Here is a 23,159-nt window from a genome sequence, read left to right as displayed (position 1 = left end):
ACGCACGATGGCCGAAACCCATGTCCTGTTCGTCGAGGACGACGACGTCATCCGTGAGGCCACCCAGCTCGCCCTTGAGCGGGACGGCTTCCGGGTGACCGCCATGCCCGACGGGCTGTCCGGTCTCGACGCCTTCCGGGCGCAGCGGCCCGACATCGCCCTCCTCGACGTGATGCTGCCGGGCATGGACGGCGTCAGCCTCTGCCGCCGCATCCGCGACGAGTCGACCGTGCCCGTCATCATGCTCTCGGCGCGCGCCGACTCGATCGACGTCGTGCTCGGCCTGGAGGCCGGGGCCGACGACTACGTCACCAAGCCCTTCGACGGCTCCGTCCTGATGGCCCGCATCCGGGCCGTGCTGCGCCGCTTCGGGCACGCGGGCGGGGCCGGCGCGGGTGAGGGCGACGAGCCGGCGGACGGTGGCGGGCTGCTGTCCTTCGGCGACCTGGAGGTCGACACGGAGGGCATGGAGGTCCGCAGGGGCGGGACGCCGGTGGCGCTGACCCCGACCGAGATGCGGCTGCTCCTGGAGTTCTCCTCGGCGCCGGGCACCGTGCTGTCCCGGGACAAGCTCCTGGAGCGGGTCTGGGACTACGGCTGGGGCGGGGACACCCGGGTCGTGGACGTCCATGTGCAGCGGCTGCGCGCCAAGATCGGCCAGGACCGGATCGAGACCGTGCGCGGCTTCGGCTACAAGCTCAAGAGCTAGGTCAGTGAGCCGGTGAAGTTCCTGCCCCTGCGGACCGGGGTCCGCTGGAAGATCGCCGTCGCCATCGCGGCGGTCGGCGCGCTCATCGCGGTCACCCTGAGCGTCGTCGTGCACAACGCCGCCCGCATCTCGATGCTCGACAACGCGCGCGAGGTGCAGCTGGAGCGGCTGCTCTTCGCGCAGCGGATGTACGAGACGTCGAAGCCGAAGGAGCCGCGCTTCGGCACGAAGATCAACGATCCGGCGCTGCCGCCGCAGCTCGACGAGCTGATGCGGGACAGGCGGCGCGGGACGTACGTGCAGGAGCACCGGCACGGCGGGCCGCCGGACGTGTGGGCGGCCGTGCCGCTCGCCAACGGCGACGTGCTGTCCCTGCACATCCCCTTCGCCGACCGCAGCGCGACGATCATGAACGATCTGGACCGGGCGCTGGTGATCGGCTCGGTGTCGGTGGTCTTCGGCGGCTGCGCGCTCGGCGTGCTCATCGGCGGGCAGCTCTCGCGGCGGCTGCGGAAGGCCGCCGTCGCGGCCGGCCGGGTGGCCCAGGGCAATACGGACGTACGGGTGCGGGACGCCGTCGGCGGAGTCGTACGGGACGAGACGGACGACCTGGCGTGGGCGGTGGACGCCCTGACGGATGCCCTGAACGAGCGGATCGAGGCCGAGCGCCGGGTCACCGCCGACATCGCGCACGAGCTGCGCACCCCTGTGACGGGGCTGCTCACGGCGGCGGAACTGCTGCCGCCGGGGCGTCCGACCGAGCTCGTACGGGACCGGGCGCAGGCCATGCGGACGCTGGTCGAGGACGTGCTCGAGGTGGCCCGGCTCGACAGCGCCTCGGAGCGGGCCGAGCTGCAGGAGATCGCGCTCGGCGAGTTCGTGGAGCGGCGGGTGCGGGCGCTGGACCCGGAAGTCGACGTCCGGGTGGTGCACGAGTCCTGGGTGAACACCGACCCGCGCCGCCTCGAACGGGTCCTGGGCAATCTCCTCGCCAACGCGGCGAAGCACGGCAAGCCGCCGGTCGAGGTCACCGTCGAGGGCCGGGTGGTCCGGGTCCGCGACCACGGGCCTGGCTTCCCGGAGGCGCTCCTCAAGGAGGGCCCGAGCCGGTTCCGTACGGGGACGAGCGACCGCGCGGGCCAGGGCCACGGCCTGGGCCTGACGATCGCGGCCGGCCAGGCCCGGGTGCTCGGGGCCCGGCTGACCTTCCGGAACGTGGCCGCGGAGGGCTCGCCGGACGGGGTGGGCGGCGCGATCGCGGTGCTCTGGCTGCCGGACCACGCGCCGACGAACACGGGAAGCTTCCCGATCCTGCGGCTGCCGGAGTGAGCGGTACGACGGGGGTACGACGAAGGGGCCGGGTCCATGAGAAGGACCCGGCCCCTTGGCCGTGCGCGTGATCAGACCGTCTCGGGGACCTTCGGCGCGTCGTCGCCGGACTCCGCCTTCGGGGCCGCGGCCGGTCCGGCGCCGCGGAGCGCCACCTCCTTGACGAAGAAGGCGAGGACGAAGCCGAGGACGGCGACGGCGGAGCCGATGAGGAAGGCGCCGTGGGTGCCGGAGGCCACCGCGTGCTGGTAGGCCTCGCGGAGCGCGGCCGGCAGCTTGGCGAGGCTCGCCGCGTCGAGCTGGGCGGTCCGCTCCGTCAGCCCGCCGCCGCCGCGGGAGGCCATCTCGTCCTGGACGCGGCTGGTGAAGAGCGCGCCCATGATCGCAACGCCGAAGGAGGAGCCGAGCGTCCGGAAGAGGGTGGTGGAGGAGGAGGCGACGCCCATGTCCTTCATCTCCACGCTGTTCTGGGCGACCAGCATGGTGATCTGCATGAGGAAGCCCATGCCGGCGCCGAGGACGGCCATCCAGATCCCGGAGACGAGGCGCGAGGTGCCGGTGTCCATCGTCGAGAGCAGGAAGAGACCGGCGACCATGAGCGCGCCGCCCACGATCGGGAAGATCTTGTACTTGCCGGTGCTGGTGGTGAAGCGGCCGACGAGCAGGGAGACGACCATCATCGACAGCAGCATCGGCAGGAGCAGCAGGCCGGAGTTGGTGGCCGAGGCGCCCTGGACGGACTGCTGGAAGATCGGCAGGTAGAGGACCGCGCCGAACATCACGAAGCCGGTGATGAAGCCGATCAGGGACATCAGGGTGAAGTTGCGGCTGCGGAAGATGTGCAGCGGCATGATCGGGTCGCTCGCCCGGGTCTCCACGAAGAGGAAGGCGGCGAGTGCGGCGGCGCCGCCGACCGCGAGGCCGATGATGGTGGCCGAGCCCCAGGCGTACTCCGTGCCGCCCCAGGTGGTGACGAGGACGATGGCGGTGATGCCGACGGTGAGGAGGCCCGCGCCGAGGAAGTCGATCCGGGTGCCCGTGGCGCGCTGCTTCTTCGGCAGGTGCAGCACGGTGGTGATCATGGCGAGGGCGACGATGCCGAGCGGCAGGTTGATGTAGAAGGACCAGCGCCAGCCCCAGTGGTCGGTGATGGTGCCGCCGACGAGGGGGCCGCCGATCATGGCGAGCGCCATCACGCCGGCCATCATGCCCTGGTACTTGCCGCGCTCGCGGGGCGGGATCAGGTCGCCGATGAGTGCCATGACGCCGACCATGAGGCCGCCGGCGCCGAGGCCCTGGATCGTGCGGAAGCCGATGAGCTGGCCCATGTCCTGGGCCATGCCGCTGAGCGCCGAGCCGATCAGGAAGATCACGATCGAGGTGAGGAAGATGCCCTTGCGGCCGAACATGTCGCCGAGCTTGCCCCAGATCGGGGTGGAGGCGGCGGTGGCCAGGGTGTAGGCGGTGACGACCCAGGAGAGGTGCTCGAGTCCGCCGAGCTCGCCGACGATCGTCGGCATCGCGGTGCCGATGATCATGTTGTCGAGCATCGCGAGGAGCATCGCGATCATGAGGGCGAGGAGAACGACGCGTACGCTGCGCGGCTGCGGCTCCGCAGCCTCCCCCTCTACTGCTTGAACGTTCCGTTTCGTCGCCATGTCCATCCCTTACTTGCCGCCCGGCTAGTTACTACACTGAGGACGGTAGGCCGGTAACTAGCCGGGCGTCAAGTAAGTTTTCTGGAACCGGAGACCCGTCATGGCCCGAGGCAACACCCGCCAGCGCATCCAGGACGTGGCTCTCGAACTCTTCGCCGAGCAGGGGTACGAGAAGACCTCGCTGCGGGAGATCGCGGAACATCTGGACGTCACGAAGGCGGCGCTCTACTACCACTTCAAGACCAAGGAAGACATCATCATCGGGATCTTCCAGGACCTGGCCCGCCCGATCGACGAGCTGGTCGCCTGGGCGGCCGAGCAGCCGCGCACCCTGGAGACGAAGCGGGAGATCCTGCGCCGCTACCACAAGGCGCTGCTCGCGGCGGCCCCGTTGTTCCGCTTCATGCACGAGAACCAGGCGACCGTGCGCGACCTGAGCATCGGGCTGACCTTCAAGGAGCGCTTCATCGCGCTCAACGAGTTCGTCCAGGAACCTGAGGCCCCGATGAAGGACAAGGTCCGCGCCGTGAGCGCGATCTTCACGCTGCACGCCGGGACCTTCTTCATGGAGAACGCCGAAGGCGACCCCGAGGAGAAGCGCGAAGCCGTCCTCGAGGTCGCCCTCGATCTCATCGATCAGGCCCACAAGGGGCAGTGACCGCCGGTCGCCGGCCCGCGGGGGGCCGGTGACGTCGGTCGGCGGCCCGCAGGGGCCGGGGAACCGTCAGTCGGGTCAGACGCCGACGCCGTGGGCGCGGAGGAAGGCCATCGGGTTGACGGCGGAGCCGTAGTTCGGAGTCGTACGGATCTCGAAGTGCAGGTGGGGGCCGGACGAGTTGCCGGTGTTGCCCGAGAGGGCGATCTGCTGGCCGGCGGCGACCGACTGGCCGATGTAGACCTTGATCTTCGACAGATGGGCGTACTGCGAGTACGTGCCATTGGCGTGCTTGATCACGATGGCGTTGCCGTACGCGGGGCCGTCGCCGCCGCCGTTCGGGCCGGCCTTCACGACGGTGCCCGCACCCGCGGCCTTGACCGGGGTGCCGACCGGGACGGCGAAGTCCTGGCCGGAGTGCTTGTGGGCCCACATGGCGCCGCCCTGGTTGAAGCTGGCGCTGAGGGTGTACGAGGTGACCGGCTTGACCCACGCCGGGGTCGCCTTCTTGACGGCCTTCACGGGCGCGGCCTTGACGACGGCGACCTTCGCGGCGGCGGCCTTGGCGGCCGCGGCCTTCACCTGGGCGGCGAGGTGGGCCTGGGCGTCGGCCTGGGCGGCGACGGCGGCGGAGGCGGTCAGGGCGACCGGGGCCGCGGCGACCTTGCCCTCGGCGGCGAAGGCGGACCCTGCTCCGGCCACCAGCGACGCTCCCAGACCCGCGGTGGCGAGAGCAACGGCGGTGATACGGGCGGCGGGGTTCATGACGCGCTTCGACATACGGGGGAAAACCTCCGGGACGTACGGGACCCGACGCGGACGGTGCGCTGCGTCGGGCTTGCTCATCCTTGGTAACCCGGACCCCCAGCCATCCCAAAACACCCCATCTACGACATAGCGTCGTAGCGATCTCCGGGGCAGTTCATCCCTTGACAACCCCGGAGGGGCTTCGCGAAATCGGACATAACGAGACAAGAGATTCGGTTTATGCGCACGTGGCGGGGGTCCGGAAGCGCCCGAAACGCCGCCCCGCGCCCGGTTCGGGACCCTCTGGGACCTAGGTCCCGACGGTTCACACCTGAACGTCCCGAATCGACACCAAAGGTCGCCACTATTCCGGTTAGTACCCCTCGAAACGCCTGTGCGCCTTGTCACCAGCGCCCGGCCGCCAATGGGACCTGGGTCACGCAACCGACCCCCCGAAAAGGCCGTCCCGCACTACGCTGACGCATTCGCCGATCTTCAGGGGGACGCACATGGAACCGGCGCTCATCGGCACCCGCCTCGCCTCGGCCGCGATCGGCCCGCTGCTGAAGAAACTGCTGGTCAGCGACGGCCCGGGGGCAGGTCTCACCGGCTCCTCGAAGGTCCGGCTCTCCTCCCTGGTCTCCTTCCGGGGCGAGCAGCGCACACTCACGGAGAAGGACGTCCGCAAGCTCGCCGCCACGCTGGTCGGGCGCTCGGCGGGCGGCCCCCGCGAAGCCCCCTTCCCCGCCGACGAGACCGAGGCCGTCACCGACACCCTCGCGACGACCCTCCTCGCCCTCGGCGACCTCGACATGGACGACGTCCAGGCGGTCCGCCTCGGCCACCGCGACCTCGCCCGCCGTCTGCGGGCGGCGGCCCCGGCCCCCGACGGCCTGTCCACGGACTCGGTCCGCTACCTGGAGTCCCTGACCGAGTGGGCCTGCCTCCACCTCCTGGAGTTCTTCACCCAGCGCTCCACGTTCATCGCCCGCAGCCTGGTGGAACAGACCCGGACCCAGGCCGAGCTCCTCGCGAAGGTCGACGAGGTCGTCCGACGGACCCCACGGACCGACACGCGGGACGCGGACTTCGAGCGCCGCTACCTGGAGCACCTGGCGCGCAAGCACGGTCGCCTCACCATCTACGGCATCGACCTGCACCACTCCCCGGACCGGTGGCCGCTGGACCTCGCCTATCTGTCCCTGGAGGCGACCGGCGAAGCCCCCGTACCCGGGGCTGCCGACGTGGCCGGGCACCTCGTCCCGCAGCAACGGGACCAGGCCGTCCGCGCCGACCTCGCCCTCGCCCGGCACGACAAGGTCCTGCTCCGCGGGCTCGCGGGCTCCGGCAAGACGACCCTCGTCCAGTGGCTGACGGTCTCGGCGGCGACCGAGGGTCGGACGGACGGAATGGCGTACCTCCAGGGCCGCATCCCCTTCGTCCTCCCCCTGCGGGCCCTCACCCGCCACGGCGAGCGGCTCCCCGCCCCCGACCGCTTCCTGCCCGCCGCCGGCTGCCCGCTCGGCCCGCCCGACGGCTGGGCCGACCGGGTCCTCGCTGCCGGCCGGGGCGTCGTCCTCGTCGACGGCATCGACGAGATCCCCGAGGCGGAACGCGGCCGGGCCCGCGAGTGGCTCCGCGGCCTCCTGGACACGTACGAGGGCAACCGCTGGCTCGTCACCTCACGCCCCACCGCCGTACGCGACGACTGGCTGGCCTCCGACGGCTTCACCGAGCTGGCCCTCTCCCCCATGACCCGCACCGAGGTCGCCACGTTCGTACGGCGCTGGCACCGGGCCGCCGGGCCGGACGCCGAGCCGTACGAGCAGCCGCTCCTCGACGCGCTGCGCACCGCCGAGCACGTCGCCCAGCTCGCCACCAACCCCCTGATGTGCGGCCTCATCTGCGCCCTGCACCGCGACCGGCGCGGCTTCCTGCCCCGCGGCCGCAAAGCCCTCTACGAGGCCGCCCTGTCGATGCTCCTGGCGCGCCGCGACCGCGAGCGGGACATGGGGGCGCCGTCGGGCATCGCGCTGGACGAGGCGCCGCAGATCCAGCTGATCCAGCGACTCGCGCACTGGCTGACGCTGAACGGCCGCACCCAGCTGGACCGGGCCCGGGCGGAATCGCTCGTACGGAAGGCGGTGCCAGCGGTGCAGGAGGCGGCGCCCCACGACCCCGGCCAGGTCTTCACCCACCTCCTGCACCGCAGCGGCCTGCTGCGCGAGCCGACCGCGGACACGGTCGACTTCATCCACCGCACCTTCCAGGACTACCTGGCCGCGAAGGCCCTGGTGGACCGCTGGGACATCGGCGTCCTGGTCGGGCACGCGGCGGACGACCAATGGGAGGACGTCATCCGCATGGCGGTGGGCCACGCGCGGCCGCACGAGTGCGCGGAGATCCTGCGGGAGCTGCTGTCCGCTGCCGACGCGGCCAAGGACCGCCGCCTCCGGCTGCGCCTCACGCTGCTGGCGGCGACGGCCCTGGACCACGCGACGGAGGTGCCGCCGCAGGTACGGAAGCGGGTCCTGGCCCGTACGGCGAAGATCATCCCGCCCCGTACGCCGGAGGAGGCCCGCGAGCTGGCGACGGTGGGCCGGCTGGTACTTGACCTGCTGCCGGGCCCGGAGGGGCTGAGCGACGAGGAGGCCCGCCTGGTGGTGACGACCGCCACGCACGTCTCCGTCGACGCGGCGATCCCGTATCTGGCCCGCTTCGCCCGTCACCCCTCGGTGGAGGTCAGGGCGCAGCTGGCCTGGGGGTGGCAGCGCTTCGAGACCCGGCCCTACGCCGAGGCGATCATGAGCACCGTCGACCCGACCAACCTGCATTTCACCGTGCTCCGCGACGACCAGGCGGGGGAGCTGCTCCGCCTCGGCATCACGCCGGTCCGGCTGGAGATCGGCGAGGACGTGTCGGACGAGTCGGCGAACGCCCTCCTCGCGCGGTGCGATCCCCGCACGCTGTCCCTCACCCGGGACGACGGCAGGCCCGACCTGAGGGCGCTCAGGCACCTCACCCGGCTGGAGACGCTTTCCCTCCACATCCTGGACGAGGAGTCCTGGAGCAGCGCCGACCTCCCCGCAGAGACGTCCTCGCTGCGGGACCTGTCGGTCTGGTCCTGGCCCTGCGAGGGGCCGGCGGCGCTCCGCGCCTACCCACGGCTGCACCGGCTCACCCTGTGGGACGCGACGGTGACGCCCGCCGACTGGCGCGGGCTAGCCGAACTGACCCAGCTCCGGGTGATCGCCGCCGACACTGCCGACCTGGAGAGGCTCCCCGGCGATGTGGTCCTCCCGTGGATCACCTCTGCGGTCATGGGCGGTCTGGGCATGGCGGCGCCGATGTTCGAGCGGGTGGCGCACGCGTTCCCCGGGCTTCAGCGGTTGGCGCTCTTCCCCGACCTGGCCGGGGAGCTGGACGTGTCCCCGCTGGCCGCGCTCGGTGGCCTGGCCGAGCTCCAGGCCGACGGCGTGACCCTCACCGGCACCGAGCACCTCCCCCCGACCATCAAGATCACCACGTGACAAAGGGGCGGCCCCGGAACCGTTCAGGTTCCGGGGCCGCCCCTTCGGCGCTACACGCTCAGCGCGTGCGTCACGCGTCCTTCGACAGGTTCGGGCCCGTGCCGCCCGTCGCCTCGATCGGCGGGGCGTCCGGCAGGGCCGTCTTCTCCTCGCCGCGGAAGGTGAACTTGCGCTCCTCGCCCTCGCCCTCCGTGTCCACGACCACGATGTGACCGGGGCGCAGCTCGCCGAAGAGGATCTTCTCCGAGAGCGTGTCCTCGATCTCGCGCTGGATCGTCCGGCGCAGCGGCCGGGCGCCCATCACCGGGTCGTAACCCTTCTTGGCGAGCAGCTCCTTCGCGGACTGGGAGAGCTCGATGCCCATGTCCCGGTCCTTGAGGCGCTCGTCGACGCGGCTGATCATCAGGTCGACGATCTGGAGGATGTCCTCCTGCGTCAGCTGCGGGAAGACGATGATGTCGTCCACACGGTTGAGGAACTCCGGGCGGAAGTGCTGCTTCAGCTCGTCGCTGACCTTCGCCTTCATCCGCTCGTAGTTGGACTTCGTGTCGCCCTGGGCGGCGAAGCCCAGGTTGAAGCCCTTCGAGATGTCCCTGGTCCCGAGGTTGGTGGTCATGATGATGACCGTGTTCTTGAAGTCCACGACCCGGCCCTGGGAGTCGGTCAGACGACCGTCCTCCAGGATCTGGAGAAGGGAATTGAAGATATCGGGGTGGGCCTTCTCGACCTCGTCGAAGAGGACGACGGAGAACGGCTTGCGGCGCACCTTCTCGGTGAGCTGGCCGCCCTCTTCGTAGCCGACGTATCCGGGCGGCGAACCGAAGAGACGGGAAACCGTGTGCTTCTCGCTGAACTCCGACATGTCGAGGGAGATCATCGCGTCCTCGTCGCCGAAGAGGAATTCGGCGAGCGCCTTCGAAAGCTCGGTCTTACCGACACCGGACGGGCCGGCGAAGATGAACGAGCCACCGGGGCGCTTCGGGTCCTTCAGACCCGCACGGGTACGGCGGATGGCCCGCGAGAGGCCGATGACGGCGTCCTTCTGGCCGATGACGCGCTTGTGGAGCTCGTCCTCCATGCGGAGCAGGCGCGAGGACTCCTCCTCGGTCAGCTTGAAGACCGGGATGCCGGTGGCGGTCGCGAGGACCTCGGCGATCAGCTCGCCGTCGACCTCGGCGACGACGTCCATGTCGCCGGCCTTCCACTCCTTCTCCCGCTTGGCCTTCGCGGCGAGGAGCTGCTTCTCCTTGTCGCGCAGGGACGCGGCCTTCTCGAAGTCCTGCGAGTCGATCGCGGACTCCTTGTCGCGGCGGACGCCGGCGATCTTCTCGTCGAACTCGCGGAGGTCCGGCGGCGCGGTCATCCGGCGGATGCGCATCCGGGAGCCGGCCTCGTCGATCAGGTCGATCGCCTTGTCCGGGAGGAAGCGGTCCGAGATGTACCGGTCGGCCAGGGTCGCGGCCTGGACGAGGGCCTCGTCGGTGATGGAGACCCGGTGGTGGGCCTCGTACCGGTCGCGCAGACCCTTGAGGATCTCGATCGTGTGCGGCAGCGACGGCTCGGCGACCTGGATGGGCTGGAAGCGGCGCTCCAGGGCCGCGTCCTTCTCCAGGTACTTGCGGTACTCGTCGAGCGTGGTGGCACCGATGGTCTGGAGCTCACCGCGGGCCAGCATCGGCTTGAGGATGCTGGCGGCGTCGATCGCGCCCTCGGCGGCACCCGCACCCACGAGGGTGTGGAGCTCGTCGATGAACAGGATGATGTCGCCGCGGGTGCGGATCTCCTTGAGGACCTTCTTCAGGCGCTCCTCGAAGTCACCGCGGTAGCGGGAGCCGGCGACCAGCGCGCCGAGGTCCAGGGTGTAGAGGTGCTTGTCCTTGAGGGTCTCGGGCACCTCGCCCTTGACGATGGCCTGCGCCAGGCCCTCGACGACGGCGGTCTTGCCGACGCCGGGCTCGCCGATGAGGACCGGGTTGTTCTTGGTGCGGCGGGACAGCACCTGCATGACCCGCTCGATCTCCTTCTCGCGCCCGATGACCGGGTCGAGCTTGGATTCGCGGGCCGCCTGGGTGAGGTTCCGGCCGAACTGGTCGAGGACCAGGGACGTCGAGGGGGTGCCCTCGGCAGGACCGCCCGCCGTGGCGGCTTCCTTGCCCTGGTAGCCGGAGAGCAGCTGGATGACCTGCTGCCGCACCCGGTTGAGGTCGGCGCCCAGCTTCACGAGGACCTGGGCGGCGACGCCCTCGCCCTCGCGGATCAGGCCGAGCAGGATGTGCTCGGTGCCGATGTAGTTGTGGCCGAGCTGGAGGGCCTCCCGGAGCGACAGCTCCAGGACCTTCTTGGCACGAGGGGTGAAGGGGATGTGCCCGGACGGGGCCTGCTGGCCCTGACCGATGATCTCCTCCACCTGCTGCCGGACCGCCTCGAGCGAAATCCCGAGGCTCTCCAGGGCCTTAGCGGCGACACCCTCACCCTCGTGGATAAGGCCCAGAAGGATGTGCTCGGTGCCGATGTAGTTGTGGTTGAGCATCCGGGCTTCTTCCTGAGCCAGGACGACAACCCGCCGCGCGCGGTCGGTGAACCTCTCGAACATCGTTAATCGCTCCTCAGAGCGGTCAGTCAGTTAGGGGTCGATCCCCTCCCTGTCCTTCCGCAGCTTAGTCCCGCAAGCGGGGACCGCTCATTCCAACTGCCGACATCCGTCCGGATCACCCCCTCTTCAGCGGGGAGACCTGCTGCCGAACAGCCGACAAATGCTCCAACCCGATGGTGCGAGACGATGTTCCCGCAGGCCAAGTAGTTACCCGCGCCATCAGTACGCCGATGGCGAACGTGAGACGCCGAAGCCCGCGAGTCGCCCCTCTCCACTAGGAATGTCTTACCCGTAAGCACTGACACTCCATGCGGCGCACCCCGGTTCCCTCCGCTACCAGCGAACACCCTTGCGCTGCCGAATGCACGCGTAGGCCCCATCACGGACACCTTGCGCGATCAGCGGGGGACGGTGTGTGACGGCGGGCGTAACCAACGGGCCCTCGCGGGAGTTCCCCGGACATGGCTTTCACCGTCCCGCTCCCCCGCACGCCGTCCGACGGCGGCGTCGCGCGGTGGTACGAGGACGAGCTCGGCTGGGCCGCGGTGGCGGGTCCGCCGGCGGAGCTGGTCACGGGGCTGCGCTTCGACGTCCTGGAACTGCCCGCCGCGGCCGGCCGGGGCGTGCTGCGCCGGATGGGCGCGTCGACGGGGCCGGTGGCCCTGATGGGGCGCCGGATGGGGCTGCTCGTGGCCGCGGGGAGCGCGGAGGAGCTACCGGGACTGCTCGACTGGCTGGAGTGGGGCGGGATCTCGCTGGATCTCGCGGTCCATGGTGCCGGCGGCCGGACGACCGCACCCCTTCCCCCGGGGTGGAGCGGTTCCGGCGCGCCGGGCGCCGCGGTGTGGCTGCGGGCGCCCGCGCCGGGTCGCGAGGTCGAGTCCTCGCTGCCGGCGCTGCGGTCCGCACCCTGGGGCGCCCAGGGCGGCCCCTGTCTGGTGCGTCTTGTGGCCGCCGCCGCGGCGGAGTGCCACCGGGTGCGGCTGCTGAGTGCCCGCACCCGTGGGGCGGCTCAGCAGCGGTCGCCTCAGCGGTTCGCGTCCTCGTAGGCAGCCTTGATGTCGGCGGGGACGCGGCCGCGGTCGTTGACGTTCATGCCGTTCTCCTTGGCCCACGCGCGGATCTTCGCGGTGTCCTGGCTGCCCGTCGCCACGGCACGGCCCTTGCCGCGTCCGCCGGTGGTGCGGCCACCGGTGCGGCGGCCGCTCGTGGTGTACGGCTCGAGCAGGCCACGGAGCTTTTCCGCGTTGGCGGTGGTGAGGTCGATCTCGTAGGTCTTGCCGTCCAGCGCGAACGTCACGGTCTCGTCCGCCTCGACGCCGTCGAGGTCGTCGACAAGAAGGACCTGAACCTTCTGTGCCACCGGATTTCCTTTCATCGAAAATGCAGTACGCGGAAAGGAAACCGCTTTTCCCGGAAAAACACAAACCCCTGGGAGAGGTTCAGAACCCCGGCAACGCGGGAAACGTGCGCGATTCGGACATAGGGTTCCGTGAGAGGATCGCCGGGCTTCCCCGTCACAGGTGCAGAAGCATCCGGCTGTTGCCCAAGGTGTTCGGCTTCACTCGTTCGAGACCGAGGAACTCGGCGACTCCCTCGTCATAGGAACGCAGGAGCTCGCTGTAGACATCTCCGTCGACCGGGGTCTCGCCGATCTCCACGAAGCCGTGCTTCGCGAAGAAGTCGACTTCGAAGGTCAGGCAGAATACCCGCCGCACCCCGAGCCATCGGGCGGTGTGCAACAACTTGTCCAGCACCTGATGTCCGACGCCGGCTCCCTTGAACTCGGGATCGACGGCGAGAGTACGGACTTCGGCGAGGTCTTCCCACATGACGTGGAGTGCGCCGCAGCCGACGACGACGGCGTCCTCGTCGCGTTCCGCGACCCAGAACTCCTGGATGGACTCGTAAAGCGTCACGGTCGCCTTGTCGAGCAGGATGCCGCGCTGCACGAAAGGATCGACGAGACGGCGGACCGCGGGCACATCGCTGGTGCGGGCCCTGCGGACGGTGACGGCTTTGGCGGAGGTCGACATGGGGGGACGCTATCGCTACGGGCGGGGCGCCCCTTCGTCACCCTCGGCCTCCTGCGGGGCGGCGGGGAGCGGGTTGTCCCGCTGGACGATCCGGATGGCGTCGTTGAGCGACTCCCGCTGTTCCGGCGACATCATGCCGAAGAAGGCGACGAGTGCGGCGGCGGGGTTGTCGCTCTGCGCCCAGGCCTCGTTCATCAGCGCGGCGGAGTAGGCGGCGCGGGTGGAGACCGCCGTATATCGATAGGCGCGGCCTTCGACCTCCCGGCGGACCCAGCCCTTCTGGTGGAGATTGTCCATGACGGTCATGACGGTGGTGTAGGCGATGGACCGTTCCTGCTGAAGGTCCTCCAGGACTTCCCGGACGGTGACCGGGCGGTTCCATTGCCAGACGCGCGTCATGACGGCGTCTTCGAGTTCTCCCAAGGGGCGGGGCACAATGCCACCCTAGTGGGAGAAACGCCAATAAACGCCTATTGCCGCTCAAGAAGGACGAAAAGGGTGCGCGACCGGAAGCGGTCGCGCACCCTCGGCGCTGCTGTACGGGCGGGGCGGGGCCTGTCGGGCCCTGATCCGCCGGCCTGTCCTAGGAGCCGTCCGCCTGGCGGGCGGCCTCGGCGCGGGCGAGGGCGGCGTCCACGACCGCGTCCTCCTTGGCCTTGTTCGGGCCGCCCTGGCTCTTGACGATCACGGTGACGAGGGCGATGAAGAACGCGGCCATCACCACGGGAGGCAGGAGCGCGGATACGTAGTCCATGCCGTCCAGAGTAGCTATCCGGCGACCCGCTCCTCGGGCGGGGGCGGCGGAACGGGCCGTCGGCGTGGCGGGAAGACCTCGGAGGGCTTGGGCGCCGGGCGCTTGACCGGAGCCGGCGGGGTCGGCTTGGGCTCGTCACCCGCGGCGCGCCCGCCCGGCAGGGCGAGCAGCCGGGCCCGGGAGACGGAGGGCGCGGTCGAGGCGGTGGCCTGGGAGACCCGGGCCAGGCGCGCGCGTACGGAACGCTCGGCGAGGACCTGGCAGCGTTCGAGCAGCTCGGCGGCGGCCGGGTTGCGGCGCAGCGCGCGCAGGGCGGCGAGGTCGTCGGCGGCGGGGTCGTGACCGGCGGCCAGCGCGTCCCTCAGCAGCTCCAGATAGCCGCCGAGGGAGCCGGGCAGCGCCTCGCGGTACCGGGTCAGGTCGTCGAGGAGGAAGGCGCGCAGCCGACCGGCCTCGCGCACCGCCTCGTCCACGGACTCGGCCAGACGCAGGCAGTCCTGGACGTCCTCGTCCTGAAGGGGGGCAGGGTGGAGGGCGATGGCAAGGGCGCGACGGAGCACACGCAGCTCGTCCGCGCTGAACGCCATGCCGCCGCGGGATCCGTATGGCGTGGGCATGGGGCGACGATACGCGCTAATCGGACAAATTTCGCTTTATTGATCATCCCCGGGCGCGGCGCGAGGGGATGACCGCCCCTGCGCGTCAGGCCGAACGACGAGCCCGGGGACGCCGACGTCCACGGAGGTCGTACGCCTACATGCGCGAGACGTTCCGCTCGTAGACCAGGCGCAGGCCGATCAGCGTCAGCCAGGGCTCGTGTTCGTCGATCTCCTTCGAGTCGGCGAGGACCATCGGGGCCAGGCCGCCGGTGGCGATCACGGTGACGTCGGAGGGGTCGCCCTTCGGGCCGACCAGTTCGCGCTTCATCCGGGCGACCACGCCGTCGACCTGGCCGGCGTACCCGAAGACGATGCCCGACTGCATGGCCTCGACCGTGTTCTTGCCGATCACGCTGCGCGGACGGGCCAGCTCGATCTTGCGGAGCATGGCGCCCTTGACGCCCAGGGCCTCCACCGAGATCTCGATGCCCGGGGCGATGGCCCCGCCCGCGTACTCGCCGCGCGCGGTGATCGCGTCGTACGTCGTCGCCGTGCCGAAGTCCACGACTATGGCCGGGCCGCCGTACAGCTCGACGGCCGCGACCGCGTTGATGATGCGGTCGGCGCCGACCTCCTTGGGGTTGTCCGTGAGGATCGGCACCCCCGTCTTGACGCCCGGCTCCACGAGGACCGCCGGCACGTCCCCGTAGTACCGGCGGGTCACCTCGCGCAGCTCGTGCAGCACCGAGGGGACCGTCGCGCAGATGGCGATCCCCTCGATGCCGTCGCTCAGCTCGACGCCGAGCAGCGGGTGCATGCCCATGAGGCCCTGGAGCAGGACCGCCATCTCGTCGGCGGTGCGGCTCGGGTCCGTGGAGATCCGCCAGTGCTCGACGATCTCCTCGCCGTCGAAGAGCCCGAGCACCGTGTGCGTGTTGCCGACGTCGATGGTGAGCAGCATCAGGAGCGCACCTCGCGCAGGTCGAGGCCGATGTCGAGGATCGGGGAGGAGTGCGTGAGGCCGCCGACCGCCAGGTAGTCGACGCCGGTCGCCGCGTACGCCGCCGCGTTCTCCAGGGTCAGCCGGCCCGAGGACTCCAGGACGGCGCGGCCCGCGACCAGGGCGACGGCCTCCTCGGTCTCGAGCGGGGTGAAGTTGTCGAGCAGGATCAGGTCGGCGCCCGCGTCGAGCACCTCGCGGACCTGGTGCATCGTGTCGACCTCGACCTCGATCGGCACCTCCGGGAACAGCTCGCGGACGGCCTTGAAGGCCTCGGCGACGCCGCCGGCGGCCACCACGTGGTTGTCCTTCACCAGGGCCGCGTCGGAGAGCGACATGCGGTGGTTGACGCCGCCGCCGCAGCGGACCGCGTACTTCTCCAGGGCGCGCAGGCCCGGCGTCGTCTTGCGGGTGTCGCGGACCTTGGCCTTCGTGCCCTCCAGGGCGTCCGCCCACGCGCGCGTGGCGGTGGCGATGCCGGAGAGGCGGCACAGGATGTTGAGCGCGCTGCGCTCGCCGGTGAGCAGGTCGCGGGTGCGGGCGGTGACGCTGAGGAGCAGCTGCCCGGCCTCGACGCGCTCGCCGTCCTCGACGTGCCGCTCGACCTCGAACTCGTCCGTGCAGACGATCGACAGGACGGCCTCGGCGACGCGCAGGCCGGCCACGACACCGGCCTCGCGGGCGGCGAAGTCGGCGGTCGCGACGGCGTCCTCGGGGACGGTCGCCACGGTCGTGACGTCCACCCCGCCGTCGAGGTCCTCGGCGATCGCGAGGTGGGCGATGTCCTCGACCTGGACGGGGTCGAGACCGGCGTCGGCGAGCAGCTGGGCGAGCGCGGGGTCGAGTCCGCACTCGAACTCCTCGCCCTCGCCGCAGCCGCAGCCGTCGCCGCAGCCGCCGGTCTCGTCGGAGGAGACCGTGTTGATCTGGATGAGAGGGACGTCCACGGGCTCGGGACGGGCTTCCTCGGGCGTGCTCACTTACGGCTCCCTGGTTGCGTCGAGGGTGGGGGGAAAGTCGGAGGTCTCGGTGGTGCGGACGTCGAGGGTCCGCTCCGGGGTGAGGTGGACGACCAGGTGCCTGCGCCAGTGGGCGTCGTCCCGGTCGGGGTGGTCCTCGCGCCAGTGGCAGCCGCGGGTCTCCTCGCGGCGGCGGGCCGCGGCGACCAGGACCCGGGCGACGCACAGCAGGTTGGTGGTCTCCCAGGAGTCCACGCCCGGCTCGGCGGCCTTGCTGTCGTCGTCGCCGCCCGCCACGGCGTCGCTGTGCAGGGCCTCGAGGGCCTCGGCGGCCTCCCGCAGGCTGGCCTCGGAGCGGAGCACGCCCGCGCCGGCCGTCATGATCCGCTGGATACGGGTCCGGGCGCCCGCCACGGGCAGCGGCAGGGTCACCGGGGCCGGGTGCGTCACCGGGGCGCCCGGCACGCGCGGTGCGGCGGCCGTGATCTCCTCGGCGATCCGCTCGGCGAAGACCAGGCCCTCCAGGAGCGAGTTCGAGGCGAGCCGGTTGGCGCCGTGAACGCCCGTGCAGGCCACCTCCCCGCACGCGTACAGGCCGGGCACGGTGGTCCGGCCCCGCAGGTCCGTGCGGATGCCGCCGGAGGCGTAGTGGGCGGCGGGCGCGACCGGGATCGGCTGCGTCACCGGGTCGATGCCGTGGGCGCGGCAGGCGGCGAGGATCGTCGGGAAGCGCTCGGCCCACATCTCGGCGCCGAAGTGGCGGGCGTCGAGGTACATGTGCTCGGCGCCCTGCTCCTGCATGCGGCGAGTGATCGCCTTGGCGACGATGTCCCGGGGCGCGAGCTCGGCCAGCTCGTGCTGCCCGAGCATGAAGCGGACCCCGTCGGCGTCGACGAGATGGGCGCCCTCGCCCCGTACCGCCTCGGAGACCAGCGGCTGCTGGCCCTCGGCGCCGGCCCCGAGGAAGAGCACCGTGGGGTGGAACTGGACGAACTCCAGGTCGGAGACCTCGGCCCCGGCGCGCAGCGCGAGCGCGACGCCGTCGCCGGTGGAGACGCCCGGGTTGGTGGTGGCGGAGAAGACCTGGCCCATGCCGCCGGTCGCGAGGACCACCGCGGGCGCGTGGACGGCGCCGACGCCGTCGTGCTGGCCCTCCCCCATGACGTGCAGGGTCACGCCCGCCGTGCGGCCCTCGGCGTCCGTCAGGAGGTCCAGGACGAGGGCGTGCTCGATGAAGCGCACGCCCCGGTCCCGTATCGCCTCGACCAGGGCGCGGGAGATCTCTGCGCCGGTCGCGTCCCCGCCGGCGTGGGCGATCCGGCGGCGGTGGTGACCGCCCTCCCGGGTCAGCGCGATCTCGCCGTCGGAGGTCTTGTCGAAGTCGGCGCCGGTCGAGATCAGCCGGCGGACGGCGTCCGGGCCCTCCGTGACCAGGGCCCGCACGGCCTGCTCGTCGCACAGCCCGGCACCGGCGACGAGGGTGTCGTCGAGGTGCTGCTCGGGGGTGTCGCCCTCGCCGAGCGCGGCCGCGACGCCGCCCTGGGCCCAGCGGGTGGAGCCGTCGTCGAGCCGCGCCTTGGTGACGACGACCGTACGGAGCCCGGCGGCGGTGCAGCGCAGGGCGGCGGTCAGGCCCGCGACGCCGGAGCCGACCACGACGACGTCGGCGTCGATGGCCCAGCCCGGCGCGGGCGCGTGCAGCCGTATTCCAGTCACTTGGCGGCTCCGAAGGTCAGGGGGATGTTGTCGATGAGCCGCGTGCTCCCCACGCGCGCGGCGACGGCGAGGATCGCCTCCCCGTCGTGGTCGCCGGCGACGTCGGTGAAGTCGGCCGGGTCCACGAGGGCCAGGTAGTCCAGGGTGAGCGGCGGCTCGGCCTTGGCGGCCTCGTCGAGGACGGCGCGGGCCGCGGCCCGTACGGCGTCGGCGCTGCCGCCCTCGGCGGCCTGGGCGACCGCGTGGGCGTCGGCGGCGGCCCGGGCCTCACCGATCCGCGACAGCGCCTCGGCGCGGTTCTCGGCCCGGCCCTGGGCGCCCGGCAGCGAGGCGGCACGCGCGCGCAGCGCCTCCTGCGCGGCGAGCCGCTCCCGGGCCGCGAACAGCGCGCGGGACAGCGACAGGGCCGTCCGCCGCTCCCCGGCCGACAGGTACCGGTTGCGGCTGGAGAGGGCGAGGCCGTCGGTCTCGCGGACGGTCTCCACGCCGACGATCTCGACGGGGAAGTTCAGATCGCGGACCATGCGGCGGATCAGGGCCAGCTGCTGGGCGTCCTTCTGGCCGAAGAAGGCCAGGTCGGGCGCGGTGAGGTGGAGCAGCTTGGCGACGACCGTCAGCATGCCGTCGAAGTGGCCGGGCCGAGAGGCGCCTTCGAGGCGCTCGCCCATGGGCCCGGCGGTGATCCGCACCTGGGGCTCGCCCCCCGGGTAGACCTCGTCGACGGAGGGCGCGAAGACGACGCTCGCGCCCGCCCCGAAGGCCAGCTCCAGGTCGGCGTCGAGGGTGCGGGGGTAGCGGTCGAGGTCCTCGCCTACGCCGAACTGCAGCGGGTTGACGAAGACGGTGACGACGACGAAACCCTTGTCGCCCACGCGCTCGCGTGCGGACCGGATCAGGGTGGCGTGGCCCTCGTGGAGGGCGCCCATGGTCATGACGACGGCGGTGTCGCCGTGCGTCGCCCGGTGGGCGGCCGCGTACTCCAGGTCCTCGACCGTGGAGACCAGCTCGGCCGGCTCGTGGCGGGCGGGACGGCCGCCTTCGGCGCTATCGCGGGCGAACAGGGTCATCGGTCGTCTCCTTGCGGCCCGTCGGCGGCTGGGGTGGTGCTGTCGGTGGCGAGCACGCCCAGCAGGTCCTCGGCCAGCTCGGGCTTGAGCAGGCCGTGCGCGAGCGCCCGGTCGGCGGTCGTGCGGGCCATCGCCAGATAGCCGGCGACGGTGCCGGGCGCGTGCTTGCGCAGCTCGGCGACGTGGGCGGCGACCGTGCCCGCGTCACCGCGCGCGACGGGGCCGGTGAGGGCCGCGTCCCCGGACCGCAGGGCGTTGTCCAGGGCGGCGCCCAGGAGCGGGCCCAGCATGCGGTCGGGGGCGGCGACGCCGGCCTTGTGGAGCAGCTCCATCGACTGGGCCACCAGCGTGACCAGGTGGTTCGCGCCGAGCGCCAGGGCCGCGTGGTAGAGCGGCCGGGCCTCCTCGGCGATCCACTCGGGCTCGCCGCCCATCTCGATCACCAGCGCCTCGGCGGCGAGCCGCAGCTCCTCGGGCGCGGTGACCCCGAAGGAGCAGCCGGCCAGCCGCTGGACGTCGACGGCGGTGCCGGTGAAGGTCATGGCGGGGTGCAGGGCGAGCGGCAGGGCGCCGGCCCGGCGTGCGGGGTCCAGGACCCGCGCCCCGTACCGCCCGGAGGTGTGCACGAGCAGCTGTCCCGGCCGTACGGCTCCGGTGTCGACGAGGCCCTCGACCAGGCCCGGCAGCGCGTCGTCGGGCACGGTCAGCAGGACCAGGTCGGCGAGGGCCAGGACACGGGCGGGCTCGACGACGGGGACGTCGGGCAGGAGCTCGGCGGCGCGCCGCCGGGAGGCGTCGGAGACCGCCGAGACGGCGACCGGGCGGTGCCCGGCGAGCCGGAGCGAGGCGGCGAGGGCGGGGCCGACCCGGCCTGCGCCGACGACTCCGACGGTGAGCCGGGCGGGTCGGTCCTCGGCCCGGGGCTCGTGGCCTCGGGGCTCTGGCGCTGCTGGTGCGTTCACGGTGGGGACGGCCTTCCGTTCCAGTCCTCGGCGGGTACCGGACGATTTCTGGTCATGCTACGCCAGCGTTTCGTGCCGCCTCCGTGGCTGTCCACAGGGTGTGGGCGGTGGTGTGATGATCGGCCCATGAATCCTGTGACTCCTGTGGAGAATCCTGTGGACGAGGAAGCGGCCCGGCTCCACCGGGCGAAGGTGTGGGGCGGCGCCGAGCGCAGGCTCTGGGACACCTCTGTCGACGGCACGGTCGGCGGGCGGCTGCGCGAACTGGCCGACTGGGCACAGGCCGCGGGCCACGCGGAGGCCCCGGTCGACATGTACGGGAACGGGCTGGTGGAGGAGCTGGAGCGGCGCGTCGCCGAGGAGCTCGGGCTGCCCGCCGCCGTGTTCTTCCCGACGGGCACCATGGCCCAGCAGGTGGCGCTGCGCTGCTGGGCCGGCCGCACCGGCAGCCCCGTCGTCGCCCTGCATCCGCTCGCCCACCCGGAGGTCCACGAGGGCGGGGCGCTCGGGGCCGTCTCCGGGCTCCGTACGGTCCACCCGACCGACGCGCCCCGGCTGCCCACGGCCGAGGAGGTGCGGGACCTCCCGGAGCCCTTCGGGACGCTGATGCTGGAGCTGCCGCTGCGGGACGCCGGCTTCGTGCTGCCGTCCTGGGAGGAGCTGACCGAGGTGGTGGCGGCGGCCCGGGAGCGGGACGCGGTGGTCCACTTCGACGGGGCCCGGCTGTGGGAGTGCACGACGCATCTCGGCCGTGGGCTCGCCGAGATCGCGGAGCTCGCCGACAGCGTGTACGTCTCGTTCTACAAGTCCCTCGGCGGCCTGTCGGGCGCCGCGCTCGCCGGCCCCGAGGACTTCGTGGAGGAGGCCAGGGTCTGGCGCCACCGGTACGGCGGCCTGGTCGCCCAGAACTACCCGACGGCGGTGTCCGCGCTCCGGGGCCTGGACGTCGAGCTGCCCCGGCTGCCCTCGTACGTGGCCCACGCGCGCGTGGTGGCCGACGCGGTCCGGGAGGCGCTCGCGGAGGCGGGCACCGGCTGGTCCCGGATCCACCCCGAGACCCCGCACACCCACCAGTTCCAGGTCTGGCTGCCGTACGACCCGGACGTCCTGACGGCGGCGGCCCTCGCCCAGACCGAGGACACCGGCACCGCGTTCTTCCGCCGCTGGTTCGCCCCGGGCGCGGGCGGCCCGCCGGGAGTGGCCGTCACCGAGCTGACGGTGAGCGGGGCGGGCCTGCAGTGGACGGCGGAGGACGTGAAGGAGGCGGTACGGGACTTCTTGGCGCGCGTGGAGGGGTGACGGCGCCTAGGGGGTCAGCCAGCGGCGCACGGTCCTGCGGACGGTGCCGCGCGCCGGGCGGCCCGCCGTCGCCCTGTCCAGGCGGCGGCGGTCGCGGACGGCGCGGAACACGGCGACGTCATGGGTGCCGGGCGCCGGCGGCATCGGCTCGCCGAGCCGGGCGGCCCGGTAGGTGTCGAAGAGGTACTGGTGCAGCGCGTTCATGGCCTCACCGTGCGCCGCGGCGCCGCGGTCCGGCCCCCGGATTGACGGCTCCCGTCAATCCGGGGCCCGTCGATTGACGACCCCCGTCAAACGGGACGACAGCTCCCCCGCCCCGCCCCTCACCATGGACCGGTGAGCGTGACCATCGACATCACCGGACTGCCGCACGAGCGGATCACCTTCTGCCCCTCGCCGCTGGCCGAGCTGGGCGCCGCCCTGCACGCCCTCGCCGAGCCCGCGCACCACCCCCGGCTGCACGCCTGGACCGCCGCGACGACCGCGGCCCTGAAGCCGGAACTCGCGGACCGGCTCCACGAGGCCGACTTCATGTGGAACTCCACCCGCTCCGACATCCTCCTGCCGCCGCGGCCCCGCGAGACCCTCGCGGAGGAGCTGGACGACCTCGACCGCATGGACGACGAGCAGTTCGTCGGTTCGGCCCTGGAGATCTCCTGCAACAGCAACTACACGGACGGCGCCCCCTCCCCGCTCGTCGACGAGCGGATGCGCCGCCGCGCCCAGGACCTGGCGGCCGCGCGCGGCCCGCGCCAGGCCGCCTTCGTGGAGCGGATGCTGACGGACCCGCCCGGCACGCGCGCGTGGGTCCGGCGGCTCATGGAGGACTGCGACGAGGCCTTCTTCGCGGACACCTGGCGCCGGGTGCGGATCCAGCTCGCCGCCGACGCCCGCCACAAGACGGAGCTGATGCGCCACAAGGGTCTCGCCGAGGCCGTCACGGACGCCTCCCCCGCGATGAGCCTGGAGGAGGACGAGCGGGGCTCCCGGATCGTCGTCGACAAGCTCGTCCAGGGCCGGACGAGCGCCGAGGGCTCCGCGGTGACGTTTCTGCCGACGGCCTTCGGCTGGCCGCACCTCTTCGCCCTCCACACCCCCGGCTGGCAGCCCGTCATCCAGTACCCGATCCCCGCCCGCGACCTCGGCGGCGCGGCATCCGTCGAGGCGGTCAAACTGCGCCTGGAGGCCGTCGCCCACCCCATGCGGATGCGGCTGTGCCGCAGCCTGGCGCGCGGCTCCAGCACGACGAGCGAGCTGGCCGACGCGTACAACATCACCGCCCCCGAGGTCTCCCGCCACCTCGCGGTCCTCAAGAAGGCCGGGCTGCTCACCACCCAGCGCCGCGGCCGGTACGTGCTCCACCAGCTGGACGTGGCCGTCGTGGCCCGGCTGGGCAGCGACTTCCTGGAGTCGGTGCTGCGGTAGGACCGGGGGCGGCCGGCCCCGGCGCGCCGCCGCCCCGCCCGGGGGCCGCCACAGCGCGCCGCCGACCGGGGCCGGGGACCGCTCCAGCGTGCGCCGCTCGGGGCCGGGGATCGCTACAGCG

Annotated in this window: 21 protein-coding genes; 7 read left to right on the top strand and 14 right to left on the bottom strand. The window is 72.1% G+C overall.

Going from position 1 to position 23,159, the window contains the following annotated elements; translation table 11 throughout:
• Nucleotides 1–7 precede the first annotated feature (7 nt).
• Complete coding sequence (cseB, locus tag ABT041_RS02285; RefSeq protein ID WP_351177541.1) at nt 8–709, top strand: two-component system response regulator CseB; 702 nt, start codon at nt 8–10, stop codon at nt 707–709.
• 12 nt (nt 710–721) lie between these two features.
• Nucleotides 722–2,038, top strand: a complete 1,317-nt coding sequence (gene cseC, locus ABT041_RS02280) for a two-component system sensor histidine kinase CseC (RefSeq protein ID WP_351177538.1) — start codon at nt 722–724, stop codon at nt 2,036–2,038.
• A gap of 71 nt (nt 2,039–2,109) precedes the next feature.
• Here the strand turns inward: cseC and ABT041_RS02275 are convergent, their stop codons facing one another.
• A complete protein-coding gene (locus ABT041_RS02275; RefSeq protein WP_502976328.1) occupies nt 2,110–3,702 on the bottom strand; it encodes an MDR family MFS transporter in 1,593 nt (530 codons plus the stop codon).
• 94 nt (nt 3,703–3,796) lie between these two features.
• On the opposite strand from ABT041_RS02275, the gene ABT041_RS02270 reads away from it, so the two are divergent.
• Nucleotides 3,797–4,354, top strand: a complete 558-nt coding sequence (locus ABT041_RS02270) for a TetR/AcrR family transcriptional regulator (RefSeq protein ID WP_351177532.1) — start codon at nt 3,797–3,799, stop codon at nt 4,352–4,354.
• Nucleotides 4,355–4,429: 75 nt separating this feature from the next.
• On the opposite strand, the gene ABT041_RS02265 is transcribed toward ABT041_RS02270, so the two are convergent.
• Nucleotides 4,430–5,131, bottom strand: coding sequence for a M23 family metallopeptidase (locus ABT041_RS02265; RefSeq protein WP_351177529.1), 702 nt, complete (start codon nt 5,129–5,131; stop codon nt 4,430–4,432).
• A 476-nt stretch (nt 5,132–5,607) separates the two neighbouring features.
• On the opposite strand from ABT041_RS02265, the gene ABT041_RS02260 reads away from it, so the two are divergent.
• The gene (locus ABT041_RS02260; protein WP_351177526.1) at nt 5,608–8,628 is read left to right on the top strand and encodes an NACHT domain-containing protein; all 3,021 of its coding nucleotides are present in this window, start codon (nt 5,608–5,610) and stop codon (nt 8,626–8,628) included.
• A 70-nt stretch (nt 8,629–8,698) separates the two neighbouring features.
• Here the strand turns inward: ABT041_RS02260 and ABT041_RS02255 are convergent, their stop codons facing one another.
• Nucleotides 8,699–11,221 carry an ATP-dependent Clp protease ATP-binding subunit gene (locus ABT041_RS02255; protein WP_351177523.1) on the bottom strand — a complete coding sequence of 841 codons (2,523 nt, stop codon included), beginning with the start codon at nt 11,219–11,221 and terminating at the stop codon, nt 8,699–8,701.
• Nucleotides 11,222–11,682: 461 nt separating this feature from the next.
• Between ABT041_RS02255 and ABT041_RS02250 the strand changes: the two genes are divergently transcribed.
• Nucleotides 11,683–12,270, top strand: coding sequence for an SCO3374 family protein (locus tag ABT041_RS02250; RefSeq protein WP_351177520.1), 588 nt, complete (start codon nt 11,683–11,685; stop codon nt 12,268–12,270).
• Here the strand turns inward: ABT041_RS02250 and ABT041_RS02245 are convergent.
• The 10 genes from ABT041_RS02245 to ABT041_RS02200 form a co-directional block, all read right to left on the bottom strand.
• The gene (locus ABT041_RS02245; RefSeq protein WP_030324199.1) at nt 12,249–12,584 is read right to left on the bottom strand and encodes a histone-like nucleoid-structuring protein Lsr2; all 336 of its coding nucleotides are present in this window, start codon (nt 12,582–12,584) and stop codon (nt 12,249–12,251) included. The genes ABT041_RS02250 and ABT041_RS02245 overlap by 22 nt on opposite strands.
• A gap of 154 nt (nt 12,585–12,738) precedes the next feature.
• A complete protein-coding gene (locus ABT041_RS02240) occupies nt 12,739–13,257 on the bottom strand; it encodes an amino-acid N-acetyltransferase (RefSeq protein ID WP_351177516.1) in 519 nt (172 codons plus the stop codon).
• Between the two features lie 15 nt (nt 13,258–13,272).
• Nucleotides 13,273–13,692, bottom strand: coding sequence for a BlaI/MecI/CopY family transcriptional regulator (locus tag ABT041_RS02235; RefSeq protein ID WP_351177513.1), 420 nt, complete (start codon nt 13,690–13,692; stop codon nt 13,273–13,275).
• A 148-nt stretch (nt 13,693–13,840) separates the two neighbouring features.
• Nucleotides 13,841–14,011, bottom strand: a complete 171-nt coding sequence (locus ABT041_RS02230; RefSeq protein ID WP_181924602.1) for a hypothetical protein — start codon at nt 14,009–14,011, stop codon at nt 13,841–13,843.
• 14 nt (nt 14,012–14,025) lie between these two features.
• On the bottom strand, nt 14,026–14,598 hold the full coding sequence (locus ABT041_RS02225) for a hypothetical protein (RefSeq protein WP_351177672.1): 573 nt from the start codon (nt 14,596–14,598) through the stop codon (nt 14,026–14,028).
• A 166-nt stretch (nt 14,599–14,764) separates the two neighbouring features.
• Nucleotides 14,765–15,571, bottom strand: coding sequence for a type III pantothenate kinase (locus tag ABT041_RS02220; RefSeq protein WP_189803303.1), 807 nt, complete (start codon nt 15,569–15,571; stop codon nt 14,765–14,767).
• Nucleotides 15,571–16,590: a carboxylating nicotinate-nucleotide diphosphorylase gene (gene nadC, locus ABT041_RS02215; protein ID WP_351177509.1), complete on the bottom strand. Its 1,020-nt coding sequence runs from the start codon at nt 16,588–16,590 to the stop codon at nt 15,571–15,573. Before nadC ends, ABT041_RS02220 begins: the two co-directional genes overlap by 1 nt.
• Nucleotides 16,591–18,285, bottom strand: coding sequence for an L-aspartate oxidase (locus ABT041_RS02210; protein ID WP_351177506.1), 1,695 nt, complete (start codon nt 18,283–18,285; stop codon nt 16,591–16,593).
• Nucleotides 18,282–19,352 (bottom strand): pantoate--beta-alanine ligase, encoded by a 1,071-nt coding sequence (panC, locus tag ABT041_RS02205; RefSeq protein WP_351177503.1) that lies wholly within the window; start codon nt 19,350–19,352, stop codon nt 18,282–18,284. The genes ABT041_RS02210 and panC overlap by 4 nt, the downstream gene beginning before the upstream one ends.
• Nucleotides 19,349–20,314 carry a Rossmann-like and DUF2520 domain-containing protein gene (locus ABT041_RS02200; RefSeq protein ID WP_351177500.1) on the bottom strand — a complete coding sequence of 322 codons (966 nt, stop codon included), beginning with the start codon at nt 20,312–20,314 and terminating at the stop codon, nt 19,349–19,351. The genes panC and ABT041_RS02200 overlap by 4 nt, the downstream gene beginning before the upstream one ends.
• A gap of 126 nt (nt 20,315–20,440) precedes the next feature.
• On the opposite strand from ABT041_RS02200, the gene ABT041_RS02195 reads away from it, so the two are divergent.
• Complete coding sequence (locus ABT041_RS02195) at nt 20,441–21,613, top strand: threonine aldolase family protein (protein ID WP_351177497.1); 1,173 nt, start codon at nt 20,441–20,443, stop codon at nt 21,611–21,613.
• Between the two features lie 6 nt (nt 21,614–21,619).
• Here the strand turns inward: ABT041_RS02195 and ABT041_RS02190 are convergent, their stop codons facing one another.
• Entirely contained in the window at nt 21,620–21,817 is a 198-nt protein-coding gene (locus tag ABT041_RS02190; RefSeq protein ID WP_351177494.1) for a hypothetical protein, read from the bottom strand.
• A 132-nt stretch (nt 21,818–21,949) separates the two neighbouring features.
• Here ABT041_RS02190 and ABT041_RS02185 point away from each other — a divergent pair, with 132 nt between their 5' ends.
• Nucleotides 21,950–23,038 carry a DUF5937 family protein gene (locus ABT041_RS02185; protein WP_351177491.1) on the top strand — a complete coding sequence of 363 codons (1,089 nt, stop codon included), beginning with the start codon at nt 21,950–21,952 and terminating at the stop codon, nt 23,036–23,038.
• The last annotated feature ends 121 nt before the right edge of the window (nt 23,039–23,159 follow it).

The organism is Streptomyces sp. NPDC002825 (assembly GCF_040295385.1).
Classification (GTDB): Bacteria; Actinomycetota; Actinomycetes; order Streptomycetales; family Streptomycetaceae; genus Streptomyces.
The sequence above is the reverse complement of the archived record's forward strand: the minus strand, read 5'-3'. Positions and strand labels throughout refer to the sequence as shown.